Genomic DNA, 15,943 nt, shown 5'->3' with positions numbered 1-15,943 from the left:
GAATTATCTTAAAATTAGTTTCTCTCACCTCTAAGCATTCTAAATGCATCAACTCTACCGTCGATAGAGAATTTAGAAAGTGATGAGTTTCTAACAGTAGATTCCATTAATCTAGTCTTAGCATCAGAAAAATTAATTCCCTCTTCTTGAGAAAGTAGAAGACCAAGTACACCTGAAACCATTGGAGTTGCCATCGAAGTTCCTGACATTTTTTGGTATCCACCATTCTTAACAGTTGAAAGAATATTTACACCTGGAGCGAAAACGTGAACAGACTCTTTTCCATAGTTAGAAAAACTTGCCTTATTCCCTTTACCATCCATTGCACCAACAGTAATAACGTTTTCTACATCATAGCTGGCTGGGTAAGTTGGTCTTGAATCATTATTATTTGACTCATTTCCAGCAGCAGCTACAAAAAGGATTCCAGCGTCTTTCGCCGCAACAATTGCTTCTTTAAGTGCTTCAGATCTTTCTCCTCCACCCCAAGAATTAGACATAATATTTGCACCATTTTTAATTGCGTATTCAATAGACTTGATTGCGCCAATAGTTTCTCCACTTCCACTATCAGAAAGAAACTTGATCCCCATTAGCTTAACTTTACTCATCACACCCATTACACCTTGGCCATTATGAGCAGCGCCAATAACACCAGCACAGTGAGTACCATGTGAATGACCATCGATTGGGTCTGCGTCATTATTAGCAAAGTCGTATCCATAAACATCGTCAACAAATCCGTTCCCATCATCATCAACTCCCGGCTCCCCATTCTTCTCAGCTTCATTCACCCATAGGTTTGCCTGAAGATCCGGATGTCTATAATCGATACCAGTATCGATAACTGCTACAACGATATCTTTATTACCTTTTTGAATTTCCCAAGCTCTTTCAGCGTTAACATCTTCCCCGGCCTTACCAGAAGAGAACCAACCACCGCTATTTGTTCCTGTGTTCTTTAAACCCCACTGCTTAGAATACATTGAATCTGTTGATGTCATAACTTCAGAAGTTACTTCATTATCAAGTGTGACAATCCAGTTTTTTTCAACGTATTCGATATTTGAATCATTCTTAAGCATTTCTACAGATTCTTGTTCAAGACCTTCAGCAGGTTGAACAACAGCATAAGTACCAAAACTTGTACTAAGTGTCTCTACTGCACTCATTGACTTTGGAAGAGAAAAACTTTCTGCGTTATTTTTTAATTTAACAATGTAACCATTAAAGTTCTGAGCAAGCACAGGAGTCGCGAATACCAGAGCGGCAGCAACAAAAATTCTTTTCATAATCATCATCCTTGATTGATATATTTTTAATAGTTTTTAGAATTACGTAGTTGATATGGATCGTAAATATAAAAAAACAGGTGTAAGAATTTGAAACAATAACCGAGCAGAACGCGCGGACATTTTACTCTTTAATTATAGTGAATAGAAATCTACACTAGCTGCATGGAAAATACAGAAAATAAAAAGAAAGACAGTGGATTTTTAAATCTTATTATCAACGTTGTTATCCCAAGTGTTATCTTGACCAAATTTAGCTCTGAAGAGCATCTTGGACAAGTTTATTCGCTGGTTCTCGCCCTCTCGTTCCCAATCATCTATGGAGCATATGACTTCTTTACGAAGAAAAAGTTTAACTTCATCTCAGCTTTAGGACTTATCAGTGTTTTATTAACAGGTGGTATTGGACTTTTCAAATTAAATAAAACCTGGATGGTTGTTAAGGAGACTTCTATTCCTCTTATTATTGGTATTGCGGTTCTTATTTCTCAACGAACAAAGTATCCTTTAGTCAGAACAATACTCGCACAGATTTTTAATCTTGAAAAAATTGATGAAGAATTCAAAAATTCTGGTCATGAAAATCTTTTTGAGAAAAAGATAGCGTCTGCCGGTATTTGGCTGAGTTGTACATTTTTTCTATCTGCAGTGCTTAATTATGTCTTGGCCGTAATGATTCTCCAAGGCGAGCCTGGTTCTGTCGAGTTCAATGAAAGCCTTGGAAAAATGACAGCACTAAGCTTTCCAGTGATCTCTGTTCCAACCCTAATCTTTCTTGGCTTCATTATCTACGGGTTAATTAACAGTATAAAGAAACACACAACTTTAGAAATTGAAGAGTTTCTAAATCAGTAATTGGAGTTTTAAATGTTATACAGAAAACTTGGTAATACAAATATTGATGTATCAGTCATTTGCCTTGGAACGATGACTTGGGGAGAACAAAACACTCAAGCAGAAGCACATGAACAACTTGACTATGCCTTATCACAAGGCGTGAACTTTATAGACACTGCTGAAATGTATCCTGTACCGCCAATGGCAGAAACATATAGCGCAACTGAAACTATTATTGGAAACTGGGAAGGTTTGCACAAGAACAGAGATAAAATCGTTCTTGCTTCAAAAGTCGCAGGGCCAAATAACTCAATGCCATATATAAGAGATGGAGTTCATCGTCTGAACGAGAAGAATATTGTCTCTGCATGCGATGCAAGTTTATCTCGTTTGAAAACTGACTATATCGACCTATACCAACTTCACTGGCCAGATAGAACAACAAACTACTTTGGAGTACGTGGTTATCAGCATAACTATGACGAGGAAGCTATTGAGATCGAAGAAACTCTTCATGCTCTTCAGGTGCTTATAAAGGCAGGAAAAATACGTCATATTGGTGTTTCAAATGAAACTCCGTGGGGTTTAATGAAGTTTCTAGAACATAGTAAACATCTTAACCTCCCAAGAGTAATGAGTGTTCAAAATCCTTACAGTCTTCTTAATCGCTCTTATGAAGTTGGGATGTCTGAAATCTCAATCAGAGAGAATGCTGGACTGCTAGCATACTCTCCACTTGGATTTGGAGTCCTATCCGGGAAGTATCTTGGAGGACAAAGACCAGAAGGTGCAAGATTAACAAAATGGACTCGCTTCTCACGATATAATGGAGAAATTGCAACTCAAGCAACTGAGCTATATGTTAACCTTGCCCGTAAGCATGGGCTCGATCCAGCGCAAATGGCACTGGCCTATGTAAACTCGCGAGATTTTGTAACTTCAAATATTATCGGGGCAACAAAAATGGATCAGTTAGAGAGCAATATTGATTCAATTAATATTGAACTATCTGATGAAGTTATCTCAGATATTGAAGCAATTCATTCAATCATGCCTAATCCATGCCCATAACCAGGGCATGGCATATTTTGCCTCTTCCCAAAATTATCACTACTTAGAAGTCTTTGCTAAAATAGAATGTAGAGTATTTTATCTCTCCACTAAGGAAGCTCTTATGATGAATAAAATTTTCAAAAAGAATGACCCAGAGAAAGTTGTAAACCCTCTTGCGAAAATCTTTTATGATCTTGAAAGTAGCGAGGCATCTCCATTTAATCTTGCTCTTGCCTCTTACGATGCGATTAAACAGGATGCAGGAAGTTCACATGACTTTTTTAATTTTTTAATTGAAGACTCAATGTTCACCTCACTATATGCAACATTTTATGAGCAACTATTAATTGGAATTAATCAAAATCCTCTATTCGCTTTAAAACTAATTGAAAAGTTCAGCGAGCAAACCGAGGAAAGGGAAAGAATAATTGCTTCTCAGGCACAAGATCACTTTAACTTCATTGAAAACTACGGAATGTGTGATGGTTGTGCGAGCTGTGAAAACCACACTGATGTAGCAAGTCTTATTTCTCACTACCAAAAAGGTGATATCGACTTTTTTACAGAACTGTACCTTGGAATGCAAACGATTCAGTTTACAATGGAGTCTCTTGTATATGACATCCTTCCAAGTGACCCAACACTAGCGTCTCATCTAACGCATAAGAATATTTTAAACTGGCGTCAAATAATGTACAAATACAGTCAAGTTAGAATAAGTGAGCTTTAGTAGCTCACTTTCTCATTTCATCTTACATCTATTGTTGTTACCAGAGATAGGCCTTATCATAAGTTATAAATTATTTAAAAGATAAGGAGTTTCAAATGTTGAAAGTACTATTGCTATCTACTCTATTAAGTGCATCTGTTTTCAGTGCTGGCCTTGAGAAAGGAGATGAATTCCAAGCTCACTATGTTTCTGGAAATGTTTCTGTTACTTGTTTTACAGCTGAAGGGACAAAACATGCAAATTTTAGATGTACAGATTCTTACCTCACACCAAGCATGGGGTCAAAGTTTGTAACTGATGAAGTAGTTGATGCAGATAAAGTAACTCTTACTTATGTTGATAGTAGAGGAAAGAAAAAGTCTAAGTCTTCTTCTTTCAAAGGAACATCTAGTAAATCTAACTTCAATCTTTGGATCTGGACTTTAACTCAGAGACCAATGCTCCAGGTTGGGGAAAATGAAATTGAATACAAGCTAACTAAGAAGAAATCTGAGGTCATGTCTGGTGCATTCAATGTTGTAGTTAATGCTCAACAACCAAGAACTTGTTCTTATAGAAGTTATACTTCAAGCCTTGCATCTGATTGTGAAGCAGGAAGTAACATTTGTAGCAGATACTTTAGAGATCAAAACGACTGCTTATAAAATAAAAAAGCACCGAAAGGTGCTTTTTTATTTTGAGAAAGATTTGATAATATAGAGGCAATTATTTTTTGTATCAATTTTTTCTTGAGTCCCCTCAATAACTTCTTCAACTGGAGCCGGCTTCTTTAAAAGCTTTCTAAAAAATCTTTTAAAAAATCCTTCCTTTACTTTATATTCAACAACAACTGGCGACACTTCTGGAACGAGATTTGACTTGTAAAAGTCAGCAAAGTCTTTTGAACGAGACACAATCTTATCGTATACATTAGAAGAGTTCTCTCCAAATTGTATTTCTAATTTAGCTTTGATTTTTTCCTCAAACATAGAAGAAATTGAATTAATATCCATTACTCCATGAACACTCTCATCATAATAAGCAACCATCTCATCAGGAAATGTAATAAGTGTTTTCAAATATTCCATCTCACTTCCAAACTTAGACATTTGATTAAAAAGCAATACTTCTGGATCAACAAGAAATGCCCCCATCGACGTCTCACCTGCAGCATGAGCAGTTTCAAAACTCGATGTAAATGACAAAAATGGACTCCCTACGGGATCAATTGAGTGATTTTTCATCCAAGTAGTAATTCTCGCACCACCCACTTTTGAAGACTCCCCATCTGGATTTTTTGAAAAATCCTTCCCATAGATGGCCTGAAGCGAGCGTAGTCTTCTATTCCAAGAACCCTGATTCTTAGTCATCATTGTTGACATGGCAACAAGCTCAGACTTTTCAATTGCCTCTTCTTTTGAAAGTGCTGTCCCCGCCTTTATTGCAGGATAAAGAGGATCTCCGTCAGTACCTCGATACATGATAACTCTATTCTCAATTGGTGCCGGATTTCTCATCTTATATAGTAAGTGATCCCAAAAGCGATTTTCCATCGGAGTCATTTGCTCTCGAGGAATATACTTTTCAATAAGATCAGCGGCACCATGACGATCACCTTTTTGAATTAATGTTCTAAGTTGCCCATCTTCATTTGCCTTATCTAATGCAGCAATAGACGCCTTTCTTTGTGCTTCTAAAGTTTTTCTACTCTTCGCTTCTGATTTTATATCTTTTGTTAGCTCTTCAATCTCTGCTTCAACACGAGAAATATAAGCCTGAATAACCTCTCCATCAATCTCTTCAGCAATTTGACTTAAACTATCTAAGTAAAGTTGCTTAATGATTTTCTTTGAGCCCAGGTCCCCTAGTTTGGCATTTAAAGATATTTCAAAGAAACTGAGGACATTTGGCATTTCTTTAGAATTATTTATTAGTTCTAAAAAATTTTGTACACTCTCAAGTGAAAGGTTTGAAAGATTCTTCTTAACTTTTGAATCGTAATAGATTTTAATTCGGTGAAAACTATCCTCGTCTACTTCTGCATCAATGGCCAAGACTTGCGAATCAGAGATGAGACGCTTCTCTGTTATATCTACAAGTTCAACTCTTACGTGCTGGAGATTATATCCATTAAAATCACCACTGCCATATTTAACATTGTAATCATCAACAAGATTTTGTAGCTGTTTAAAATTATCCTCTCCACCAAACTCACCTTGGAAGTCATCGACAACTGTAACAGATGAAATTGATTGAGAATCAATAGAGGCAATATAACGAGAATTGAAATTTGTTGAGCAACTAAGAAGTGATAAAATTAAAAATAAAGATATAAACTTTAGCATGGCAATTCCTTTTTAAATCGCCATACTAATCGGTTTGTGAATATAAAATATTAGAATCTATAAAGAGCAGAAGCCCAAGTAAACCCAGAACCAAAAGCAGCAGAAGCAACAAGCATCCCAGGCTTTAATTTACCTTCCTTGATTGCATCATTCATTCCTAGAGGAATGGTTGCAGCAGTTGTATTCCCGTACTTTTGAATAGTATTAAATACTTTTTCTTCTGGAATATTCATCATTTCTGCAATCTTAGAATTAATTCTTAAGTTTGCTTGGTGAAATAAGAAAAGATCAATATCATCAATAGTCACACCTTGCTCTGCACATAGGCGACTAAGAGACTCAGACATTCTCTTAACAGCATGAACGAAAACTGTTTTCCCATTCATATACGGATAATGTAACTTTTCATCTAACATCTTTTGATTCATTCTATCAGGCTCATCAAATCCAGTACCAGGAGCTGGTAACCACAACTCTTTAGCATATGATCCGTCACAATGAAGGTGTGCATTGATAAAGTGAGAATCTTTAGAAGAGTCAGAAACACTACACTGGCTCATTACCACTGCACCTGCACCATCTCCAAAAAGAACTCCAACATTTCTTCCCTCAGGTGTTCTATCTAAACCTTTAGAATGAACCTCGGCTCCTACGACAAGAATATTTTTATGTGATCCACTCTTAATGAATTTATCAGCAATACTCATCGCATAGATAAAGCCCGTACACTGCTGTCTTATATCAATCGCAGGAATTTCAGGAATACCAAGTTTTGCTTGTAAGAAACATCCACTTCCTGGAAAGTCATGGTCTGGAGATAGTGTAGCAAATACAATCATATCAATTTCTGACTTATCGATACCTGCATTCTTAATTGCCTCAATACTTGCTTCAACAGCAAGATCGGAAGTAGATGTCCCCTGATCTACCCAACGTCTTTCAACAATTCCAGTTCTCTGCTGAATCCATTCATCAGAAGTATCCATCATTTTTTCGAGATCATGATTTGTGAAAATATTTTTTGGTACAAAAGAACCAACACCAGTAATACGACTTGAAAAATTCATAACATCACCTTAGATAAATTTTGTATATAATATTATAACATCATTAAATGAATTTCTTTAAATGAAGAAAAATATTTATCAGTTAAAAATAATTCTGACAATTTTAGACTCCTTAAATATCTAATTTTTTTAACTTTTTTATTGGCCTTCTTAAATTTTCTTGTTAAACTTATAATATTCCAAGGAAGGAATTAAAAATGTCTAAGCTTAGACACCTTTGTGTGTACTTTACATTCATCATTGCAAGCAGTGCTTTTGGAGATTTATCAAAAAATAATTTCTACTCAAAAGATCTTGTTGAAAAACTTGAACAGTATTCTCAAGACGGCTCGCTTAAATCCCATCTCTTTGAGGCAATCTCAAAGGATCAAGAAGTTAATTTCGATTACAAAAGAGCAAGACAGTACCTCTTCGGTGAAATTGATCTTAAAAGAGATTCATCTGGAAATTATTATTTCGAAGATCGCTATTGCGATATGAGATACGGACAAGAAGTAGGTATCGGAAAGGACAAGATTCCAAATCCTAATATTTTAAATTGTGAACACACTTGGCCACAAAGTAAATTCAATCCTAAATTTTCAAAGAATACTCAAAAAAATGATCTTCATCACTTATTCGGAGTTTGGTCAAATGCAAATTCTTCAAGAAGTAATTTAATCTTTGCAGAAGTTGATGGAAGAGTTGTATCAGATAAATGCATAATATCTAAAAGAGGTACTGCTAAAAATTCAACTGAAGAAATCAAAGCTTTCGAGCCACCAGTTAATCACCGAGGGAATGTTGCGAGAGCACTATTTTATTTTTCTACAAGGTATCAGTTGGAAATTTCAAATGCAGAAGAATATTACTTGAGAAAATGGGACAAAGAAGATCCTGTTGATGAAGAAGAGATCGCTCGAAACGAAAAGATATATAAAATTCAAAAAAATAGAAATCCATATATTGATGATCCATACTTGGTAGACCTCGTAAAAGATTTTTAAAAAATGAAAAACTTGATTACTATATTCACCCTACTAGTACTTACTTCATGTGCTGGTATCAAAACTATTGAAACTGTCGAAAAACAGCAATACCGACCTCGTACACAAAAAGAACTTCTCCTAGAGAAGTATAGACTTATGCGAGCGAGGAATTGGGATAAATTACAAGAAGACGAAAAATCTCATAAGAGCTACAAAAAAATTACTATCGTTCCAAAACATACTGCTGAACCAAAAAAACCAAAGGTGGTTCGCGTCGATGAGAAAGAACAGGAAATTGAAATTTCCCAAAATCTCACCTACTTCTGTATGGATCGCAGAAAAGAATCTCGCTTTAGCGAAGATGGCTCGTGCGCAATTTTCACAGAAAATATTTACAGTGATTGTCTTGATCAATTTGAAATTGGAGATGCGAGACTCACACGTTGTGTAAAGTCCCGCTTAAGATAATTAACTATTTGAAGTAGAAGTTGGTTCTTCTAATTCAACGTTGTCAGAAATCAATTTTGAGGACTCACATTTAATGGCCTTATCCAATTTTTTTGGACTATCCTTGTGTGGGATAAAGACCTGATTCAATGAAAACCTTTCCATCTCTTGGTCCTCTAGCTTAAATCTTTCAAGTAAGCTCATGCAACCTCCTATGGCACTGGGATATTTATCTACAGAGTGTAAACAAATAATAATTACTAAATTCTACAGGAAAAAATCTAAAGGTCAAGTTTTAGCCACTTATGTATAGGAAGCGTCTACCTTTCAGGACTTTAACTAACTAATTAATATATGATAGAATAAGAGTATGAAACGAGTAAATATTAGAACAAATGTATTTGGTAGGCCTAGAGATATCTTGAGTCAATTCAAGAAGGAGTTTCTCATCAAGTTGACTCCACCATTTGTTAAAATTGAAATTACTCAGTTTGATGGTTGTACTAAGAATGGAGAAGTCCACATTATTTCATCTGTTCTTGGAAACTACCAATCATGGGTGAATATTATTGTCGATTCTTTTGAGTCAGATGAAGAGTGCTTCTTTGTTGATCAAGCACGTGAGATGCCATTTCCTTTCACTCTCTGGAAACATACTCATAAGATTAGACAGATTTCTGATGAAAAATCATACATTCAAGATCATATTGTTTACGAATGCTCTCACCCTATTTTAGAGCTCGCTGTTTACCCTGTAGTTTACTTTCTCATGTACTATCGCAAACCAATATACCTCGACACTTTTAACGACAGTCATGACTAGTAAACGCCTCAGCTGTACCGAATGCTTAAGACCTGTTTCAAATTGTTATTGTGACCAGCTAAGGCCAACAATGATCGAGAACCATGTTCTCATTATTAGACACGTTAAAGAGCGCGAGCATCCTTTTAATACAGCTTTAATGGCCAAGCTTCAAATTAATAACCTGATCCTTCTTGATAGCGATAATCCACATTTTAAAAGTATAATTATAGACTTTATCGAAAAATATAAACCAATACTAATTTTTAAAAACAATCATTCAAAAGAAATAGAAGAGCTAGAAAAAAACAGAAAACAAAATCTCATTCTACTCGATGGAACATGGGATAAGGCAAGAAGCTTGCTCCTTGGTAATCAAGAACTTCTTGGAAGTCTACCAACTTATCATTTTAGCGAGGGGGACACTCCTAAAACAATTTATAAAAGCGTCCGCAAAGCTTGCGCTGAAGAAGCATTGTCCACGCTTGAGGCTTTAGTATATAGTCTTGAGTATCTTAATGGAGAGAGTTATGAAAGTTTATTGGCACCACTCTCCAAAGTCGTTGAAGAGCAAAAAAAATGGGCCTCTAAGGACCCATCATAATTACTTTGCAGCTGCGTAAGACTTACACCATCCACAATTTGAAACATATTTATTAGCAAGCATTGGACATGGAGCGTATCCACCTTCTTCTTTTGCTTTTTTATAAAACTTACAGTTCGCACAAGTTGAACCAGCTTTGTATTTTGCATGTGATTTCGCATCAGCAGCATTTACTACATAATCAAGTCTTTCTTTATTCTTTGCGACTTTCTTACCTGCAGGCTCTGCACCGACTTTACACTCATTTGCTAAGACAGAACGAGCACCAACAAGAGAAGCTAAACCTAAAGCTCCAGACATAAAAAATTTTCTTCTATCCATATATATCTCCTAATTCTAGTATGTATGAAATTACATTATCATAATGATATATTCCCGTACATTGACATAAGTCATATTTTGGTAAAATTTTCCAATAATTTCAGTGACTTTTGTTTGACCCATCAAACATTTCTACGTGATAATATAGACATATGAAGCTACTGACGACTCCAAGAATTTCGGCCCCAGACAAGTGTCCTTACCTCCAAGGCCAGCTCGAACAGCACCAGTTCTTCTTTGCTTCGGAAATAGAAAAAGAAGAAATGGATTTTTTATTAAGTGAAGGTTGGAGAAAATTTGGACAGTTTCAATTTCGGCCAAAATGTCATGGTTGTCAGAAGTGTCTCCCCATAAGATTGAAAGTTGATAAATTTCACCCATCAAAATCACAGAGAAAAATATTAAAGAAAAACTCTGATATTAAAGTTTATTTTTCACCACTTATTTTTAGAAAAGAACACTTTGCACTCTATCTAAAGCATTCATCTGCACGTTTTGAAAGTAAGCATGTCGATAATGAAGAAGATTTCAGACAAACATTTTATCAGTATACTGGAACACAATTAGTGAGTGAATTTTTTCTTAATGATAAAATGATTGCTTTTGGTATTTTAGAAAAAGGCCTGACTTCTTTGAGTAGTGTCTATTTTGTTTTTGATCCTGATTACTCCAAGCGAAATCTAGGAACTTTTGGAGCACTCAAAGAAATTGAATATGCCATGGATGATAATCTTTCTCATTATTATTTGGGTTATTGGATTGAGGAGAATAAATCAATGGCATACAAGTCACAATTTAAACCAAATCAAATTTATGAATGGGATACTAAGACTTGGAATGATCTTCTACTTGATAGTCCTAAAGGTTAGATTAATTCTCTGTCCAACCTTTTTTGCAGTTTTTGAAATCTGATGTTTCCAGCAGTGTTGAAGCTTTCCTTTCATAATAATGAGGGATTTGTCTTCGACATTCAATTCAACTTTTTCAACACCTTTATTAGTCTTATGTTTGAAGATAAATTTTCTCGTTTCTCCAAAACTTGCAGAGGCAATAATGGGATTCACTCCCAACTCTTTCTCATCATCACTATGCCAAGCAGCATAGTCTCTACCATCACGATAGAGATTACAAAGACAAGAGTTAAATTCAAGTCCAACGCCTGTTGAAATTTTCTCACGGATAATATTTAAAACTTGATTAAAATTATTATTTTGAAGCTTTACACCAGAATAACTATAGTCCTTTTCACCGTCCCCATACCAGGCCTGGAGTCGCGGGATGTCGTGAGTTTTACCATAGAGAGTAATTTTATCTTGGCGCCAATTAATTTCTTTTCTTAATTCTTCGAAAAAATCATCAGTAAAGAAATTTGGATAGTAAATGACTTCACCATCCAAATTAATTACTTCAATCGATTCTGGTTCCCCAAAAAGTCCAAATTGCATATTAGTGAATTACTTGAGATAAAAACTCTCTTGTTCTTTCATGTTGTGGGTTATTAAAAAATTCTTGTGGAGTATTCTCTTCAAGAATTGTTCCTTGATCCATAAAAATGACTCTGTCAGCGACTTCACGGGCAAACCCCATTTCGTGAGTTACACATAACATTGTCATCCCTTCTTTTGCAAGGTCAACCATAACATCAAGAACTTCCTTAACCATCTCTGGATCGAGTGCAGATGTTGGTTCATCAAATAAAAGAACCTTTGGTTTCATACAAAGACTTCTTGCTATCGCGACACGTTGTTTTTGTCCACCAGATATTTGCCCTGGATATTTATTCGCCTGATCCGCAATCTTTACCATTTCGAGGTAACTCATCGCCATTTCAATGGCCTCTTTTTTGGGAATATGCTTAACACGAATTGGAGCGAGTGTTAAATTTTCAAGAATTGACAAATGTGGAAATAAATTAAAATGTTGAAAAACCATTCCTACATCTTTTCGAATGGCATCGATATTTTTCAAATCATGATTGAGCGGAATATTATTAACGGTCAACGACCCTTTTTGAAATTCCTCAAGACGATTTATACATCTAATCATTGTCGATTTACCAGAGCCAGATGGACCACAAACAACAATTTTTTCACCATGTTTTACATTTAGATTCACATCTTTTAACACGTGGAATTGATCATACCATTTATTTAAATTTTTCATTTCAATCATTAATTCATTTTGAGATGACATTACCTCTCCTTAACTACAAATTCGGTTTCAAGCCTTTTTGAATATTTAGACATTAAGCTACAAAATACATAATAAATAACTCCAACAAAAACATAACCTTCCAGAGAAAAACCAAGCCACTCTGCGTCTCTCATTGCCGTTTTTGTTGTATTTAACAAATCAAAGAGAGCAATAATTAAAACGAGAGATGTATCTTTAAACATCCCAATCGCAGTATTCACTGTTGGTGGTATGACAATTCTAATCGCTTGAGGAATAATAATATAAATCATTGTCTGAGCATAACTAAGTCCTAGAGACTGAGCTGCTTCATACTGCCCCTTATCTATAGAAGCAAGACCACCTCGAATAACCTCCGCCATATAAGCAGAAACGAACATGATAATCGCAATTTGAGCACGAAGAAGCTTATCAAAATTCACTCCATCGGGGAGAAAGAGAGGAAACATAACTGAACTCATAAAGAGAACTGAAATGAGAGGAACTCCACGGATAAGCTCAATATAACAAACCGAAAGCATCTTTAATATTTTAAGTTCAGAACGTCGTGCAAGGGCGAGGAGTATTCCAAAAGGGTATGAAAATAGAATCCCAATAAAAGCAAGCATTACGGTTAAAGGTAGACCTCCCCACTTGTCATTTGTGACAGGAGAAAGTCCTACTCCACCACCAATAAGCCAAAAGAAAATCACAAAAGAGATAGTCAAATAAATAAAGGTCTTTACACCAAAACGACTAGGCTCCTTAATATAAAATATTGTTCCAAATAGTTGTACCATCGCAAGTGTAGGACGCCACAGAAGCTCACTAGGATAGAATCCATAAATAATAAAACGCGCCTTTTCAAATAGAAACGGATAACAAAACCCACCCACTTCACGACATGTCTTGGCCGTTCCACCCCAGACGGCTCCAACAAGCATGTAGTCAAAAACATAAACGATAAACTTCCACAGAAAGGCTATCGCAAATATTGATATTACAGAGTTTATAGGAGTGTTAAAAAGATTCTTTTTTAACCAAATAGGAAATCTATATACAAATTTATTAACCATATTCATCTATGATCTCTCAAATTTATTAAATCTATTATTGAAAATATTCATAATAAATGAAGTTAATAATGAAAAACTTAGGTAAACAACCATAATTAAGAAAACACACTCAATCGCTTGCCCTGTCTGATTCATCGTTGTATTTGTTACTGAAACAAAGTCAGGGTAACCAATAGCAACAGCGAGTGAACTATTCTTTGTTAAGTTTAGAATTTGTGAAGTTAGAGGTGGAACCATAACTCTTAAGGCCTGTGGTAAAATAATTTTTCCCATCGTATCTTTTTTAGAAAGACCAAGCGAAGAAGCGGCTTCCCACTGCCCTCTGCTAATTGAGTTTATACCTGCACGCGCAATCTCTGCATTAAATGCGGCAGTATAAATAATTAGTCCAACAAGTAATGCCGTAAACTCTGGAGTAAAAGTATAGCCGCCTTGGAAGTTAAAACCAACAAGCTCTGGCATCGAAAGCTCTGTAGGTTTCCCTAAAACCATCCATGTCACGACAGGTAAAAGATAAATTAGATAATTCAATCTTTGCCATACTGGAGACTCAAGACCTGTCTCTTCAGTTTTAATATCTCTTCTTCTTTCAAGAAAAAAGTAACCAAGTACTGAGACAACCAATGCTACAAAAATATAAGCATACTTAATTGACTCGACAGGAAAAGGAATAAAGAGACCTCTATTTGTTAAAAAGAAGTGAGGAAGAAACTCAATCGCATCTTTAACATCTGGAAGGTTTTCAGTTAAGATCGCATACCAGAAAAAAAGCTGAAGAAGTAACGGGATATTTCTCACGATTTCAACGTATGTCGTTGAGATTTTTTTAATGATCCAATTTGTCGATAAGCTACCAACTCCGATAATAACTCCAAGCCCAATAGCAAAGATATTCCCGATTAGCGCAACTTTCGCTGTATTTAAAATACCTGCATAAAGGGCCTTAAGATAAGTATCATCAGACCAATATTCAATCATACTCTCTGAAATATCAAAACCTGCTTCAAGCTCAAAAAAGCCGAAACCAGTTTGGATATTTTGCTTTGTTAAGTTGGCTTGAGTGTTAACAAAGAAATAGTAGATAATCGAACAAATAAATAAAAGCCCTACACCTTGAAAAAGTGTAGAGCGAATTTTTTCATCATTTAAAATTTTCTTTAACAAAATAAATCCTTATCTAAAAGGAGGTGAAAACATTAATCCACCCTTATTCCATAGAGCATTTAGCCCTCTTTCAAGCTTAAGCGTACTTCCTTTTCCAACATTCTTTTCAAAAACTTCACCGTAGTTTCCAATTTTTGAAATAATATTAAATGCCCACTTCTCATCAAGCCCAATAGCTTGACCATTTCCAGGTGTTATTCCAAGAAATCTTTTTACTCGTGGATCTTTTGACTTAAGAAATGTACTAATATTTTCTTTTGTAATTCCAATTTCTTCAGCTTCAACTAATGCAAACATTGTCCACTTAACGATATCAAACCATTCATCATCACCATGCCTAACAGCTGGAGACAGAGGCTCTTTTGAAATAACTTCAGGTAAAATCACGAACTCATCAGGATTTTTAAACTTACTTCTTTCCGCTGCAAGTCCAGAAGCATCAGTTGTTAAAGCATCGCAACGACCTTTCACAAAAGATTGGACTACCTCATCATTACTTTCAAAAACAACTGGCTTTAACTTTAGTCTATTAGCACGAAAAAAATCTGACATATTAAGCTCTGTTGTGGTTCCTTGCTGAGTACAAACACTTGCCCCACTTAATTGCATAGCACTTGTAATTTTCGAGGACTTTCTCACCATGAAACCTTGCCCATCATAATAAATTGGAGTCGTAAAATTAAGTCCCGTTGAAGTGTCTCGAGTCAGCGTATTGGTAGTATTTCTTGAAAGAACATCAATCTCTCCAGATTGAAGAGCTGTGAATCTTTGTTGAGCGTTAAGTGATACGTACTGTACTTTTGTATCATCTCCTAAAACAGCAACAGCGAGTGCGCGACAAAAATCAACATCAAGTCCTTGCCAATTACCTTTTGAATCTGGTGTTGAAAATCCAGGAAGCCCAGTCGAAACACCACACTTAAGAGTTCCTCTCTTCTTAATGCCATCAAGAGTTTTTCCTGCCAAAACCGAAGAGGCCATTACAGCTAGTATCGTTATCTTCTTAAATGAAAGACTCATCTTTATACTCCTTAAAATTTCTTTTTTATTTATTATAGATATATTCCATGATTTTAAGAACTTAAG

The 15,943-nt window shown here is 35.5% G+C and carries 19 protein-coding genes; 9 read left to right on the top strand and 10 right to left on the bottom strand.

What is annotated here, in order from left to right; translation table 11 throughout:
• Positions 1-14: 14 nt before the first annotated feature.
• A complete protein-coding gene (locus M900_RS13680; RefSeq protein ID WP_021275320.1) occupies positions 15-1,292 on the bottom strand; it encodes a S8 family peptidase in 1,278 nt (425 codons plus the stop codon).
• Between the two features lie 165 nt (positions 1,293-1,457).
• Here M900_RS13680 and M900_RS13675 point away from each other — a divergent pair, with 165 nt between their 5' ends.
• The 4 genes from M900_RS13675 (at position 1,458) to M900_RS17350 (ending at position 4,556) form a co-directional block, all read left to right on the top strand.
• The gene (locus tag M900_RS13675) at positions 1,458-2,147 is read left to right on the top strand and encodes a VC0807 family protein (protein ID WP_021275441.1); all 690 of its coding nucleotides are present in this window, start codon (positions 1,458-1,460) and stop codon (positions 2,145-2,147) included.
• A 12-nt stretch (positions 2,148-2,159) separates the two neighbouring features.
• Entirely contained in the window at positions 2,160-3,200 is a 1,041-nt protein-coding gene (locus M900_RS13670) for an NADP(H)-dependent aldo-keto reductase (RefSeq protein ID WP_021275383.1), read from the top strand.
• Between the two features lie 103 nt (positions 3,201-3,303).
• On the top strand, positions 3,304-3,912 hold the full coding sequence (locus tag M900_RS13665; protein ID WP_021275493.1) for a hypothetical protein: 609 nt from the start codon (positions 3,304-3,306) through the stop codon (positions 3,910-3,912).
• 95 nt (positions 3,913-4,007) lie between these two features.
• The gene (locus M900_RS17350; protein WP_021275313.1) at positions 4,008-4,556 is read left to right on the top strand and encodes a hypothetical protein; all 549 of its coding nucleotides are present in this window, start codon (positions 4,008-4,010) and stop codon (positions 4,554-4,556) included.
• Between the two features lie 27 nt (positions 4,557-4,583).
• On the opposite strand, the gene M900_RS13655 is transcribed toward M900_RS17350, so the two are convergent.
• Together M900_RS13655 and M900_RS13650 are read right to left on the bottom strand one after the other, a co-directional pair.
• Positions 4,584-6,236 carry a hypothetical protein gene (locus M900_RS13655; protein ID WP_021275386.1) on the bottom strand — a complete coding sequence of 551 codons (1,653 nt, stop codon included), beginning with the start codon at positions 6,234-6,236 and terminating at the stop codon, positions 4,584-4,586.
• A 50-nt stretch (positions 6,237-6,286) separates the two neighbouring features.
• Positions 6,287-7,303 (bottom strand): 3-oxoacyl-ACP synthase III family protein, encoded by a 1,017-nt coding sequence (locus M900_RS13650; RefSeq protein ID WP_021275416.1) that lies wholly within the window; start codon positions 7,301-7,303, stop codon positions 6,287-6,289.
• A gap of 197 nt (positions 7,304-7,500) precedes the next feature.
• Here M900_RS13650 and M900_RS17345 point away from each other — a divergent pair, with 197 nt between their 5' ends.
• Together M900_RS17345 and M900_RS13640 are read left to right on the top strand one after the other, a co-directional pair.
• Positions 7,501-8,289, top strand: a complete 789-nt coding sequence (locus M900_RS17345) for an endonuclease I family protein (RefSeq protein WP_021275603.1) — start codon at positions 7,501-7,503, stop codon at positions 8,287-8,289.
• 3 nt (positions 8,290-8,292) lie between these two features.
• Positions 8,293-8,739 (top strand): hypothetical protein, encoded by a 447-nt coding sequence (locus tag M900_RS13640; RefSeq protein ID WP_021275443.1) that lies wholly within the window; start codon positions 8,293-8,295, stop codon positions 8,737-8,739.
• On the opposite strand, the gene M900_RS13635 is transcribed toward M900_RS13640, so the two are convergent.
• Positions 8,740-8,922: a hypothetical protein gene (locus M900_RS13635; protein WP_021275573.1), complete on the bottom strand. Its 183-nt coding sequence runs from the start codon at positions 8,920-8,922 to the stop codon at positions 8,740-8,742.
• A gap of 166 nt (positions 8,923-9,088) precedes the next feature.
• Here M900_RS13635 and M900_RS13630 point away from each other — a divergent pair, with 166 nt between their 5' ends.
• Positions 9,089-9,541: a hypothetical protein gene (locus tag M900_RS13630; protein WP_034732793.1), complete on the top strand. Its 453-nt coding sequence runs from the start codon at positions 9,089-9,091 to the stop codon at positions 9,539-9,541.
• Positions 9,534-10,124 (top strand): DTW domain-containing protein, encoded by a 591-nt coding sequence (locus tag M900_RS13625; RefSeq protein WP_084703608.1) that lies wholly within the window; start codon positions 9,534-9,536, stop codon positions 10,122-10,124. Before M900_RS13630 ends, M900_RS13625 begins: the two co-directional genes overlap by 8 nt.
• Here M900_RS13625 and M900_RS13620 read toward each other — a convergent pair whose 3' ends face one another.
• Complete coding sequence (locus M900_RS13620; RefSeq protein ID WP_021275356.1) at positions 10,125-10,445, bottom strand: high-potential iron-sulfur protein; 321 nt, start codon at positions 10,443-10,445, stop codon at positions 10,125-10,127.
• 152 nt (positions 10,446-10,597) lie between these two features.
• On the opposite strand from M900_RS13620, the gene M900_RS13615 reads away from it, so the two are divergent.
• Positions 10,598-11,314 carry an arginyltransferase gene (locus M900_RS13615; RefSeq protein ID WP_021275617.1) on the top strand — a complete coding sequence of 239 codons (717 nt, stop codon included), beginning with the start codon at positions 10,598-10,600 and terminating at the stop codon, positions 11,312-11,314.
• Here the strand turns inward: M900_RS13615 and M900_RS13610 are convergent.
• Genes M900_RS13610 through M900_RS13590 form a run of 5 tightly spaced genes read right to left on the bottom strand, consistent with a single transcriptional unit; the run spans position 11,291 to position 15,877 of the window.
• The gene (locus tag M900_RS13610) at positions 11,291-11,890 is read right to left on the bottom strand and encodes an alpha-ketoglutarate-dependent dioxygenase AlkB (protein ID WP_021275661.1); all 600 of its coding nucleotides are present in this window, start codon (positions 11,888-11,890) and stop codon (positions 11,291-11,293) included. The two genes, M900_RS13615 and M900_RS13610, sit on opposite strands and share 24 nt — an antisense overlap.
• A 1-nt stretch (position 11,891) precedes the next feature.
• Positions 11,892-12,638, bottom strand: coding sequence for an amino acid ABC transporter ATP-binding protein (locus tag M900_RS13605; RefSeq protein WP_021275536.1), 747 nt, complete (start codon positions 12,636-12,638; stop codon positions 11,892-11,894).
• Positions 12,638-13,699, bottom strand: a complete 1,062-nt coding sequence (locus M900_RS13600; RefSeq protein WP_021275291.1) for an amino acid ABC transporter permease — start codon at positions 13,697-13,699, stop codon at positions 12,638-12,640. The genes M900_RS13605 and M900_RS13600 overlap by 1 nt, the downstream gene beginning before the upstream one ends.
• The gene (locus M900_RS13595; RefSeq protein WP_021275558.1) at positions 13,700-14,857 is read right to left on the bottom strand and encodes an amino acid ABC transporter permease; all 1,158 of its coding nucleotides are present in this window, start codon (positions 14,855-14,857) and stop codon (positions 13,700-13,702) included.
• Positions 14,858-14,866: 9 nt separating this feature from the next.
• A complete protein-coding gene (locus M900_RS13590; protein ID WP_021275646.1) occupies positions 14,867-15,877 on the bottom strand; it encodes an amino acid ABC transporter substrate-binding protein in 1,011 nt (336 codons plus the stop codon).
• Positions 15,878-15,943: the final 66 nt, after the last annotated feature.

It is taken from the genome of Bacteriovorax sp. Seq25_V (genome assembly GCF_000447795.1).
Taxonomy (GTDB): domain Bacteria; phylum Bdellovibrionota; class Bacteriovoracia; order Bacteriovoracales; family Bacteriovoracaceae; genus Halobacteriovorax_A.
This window is presented reverse-complemented; position numbering and strand designations above follow the sequence as displayed.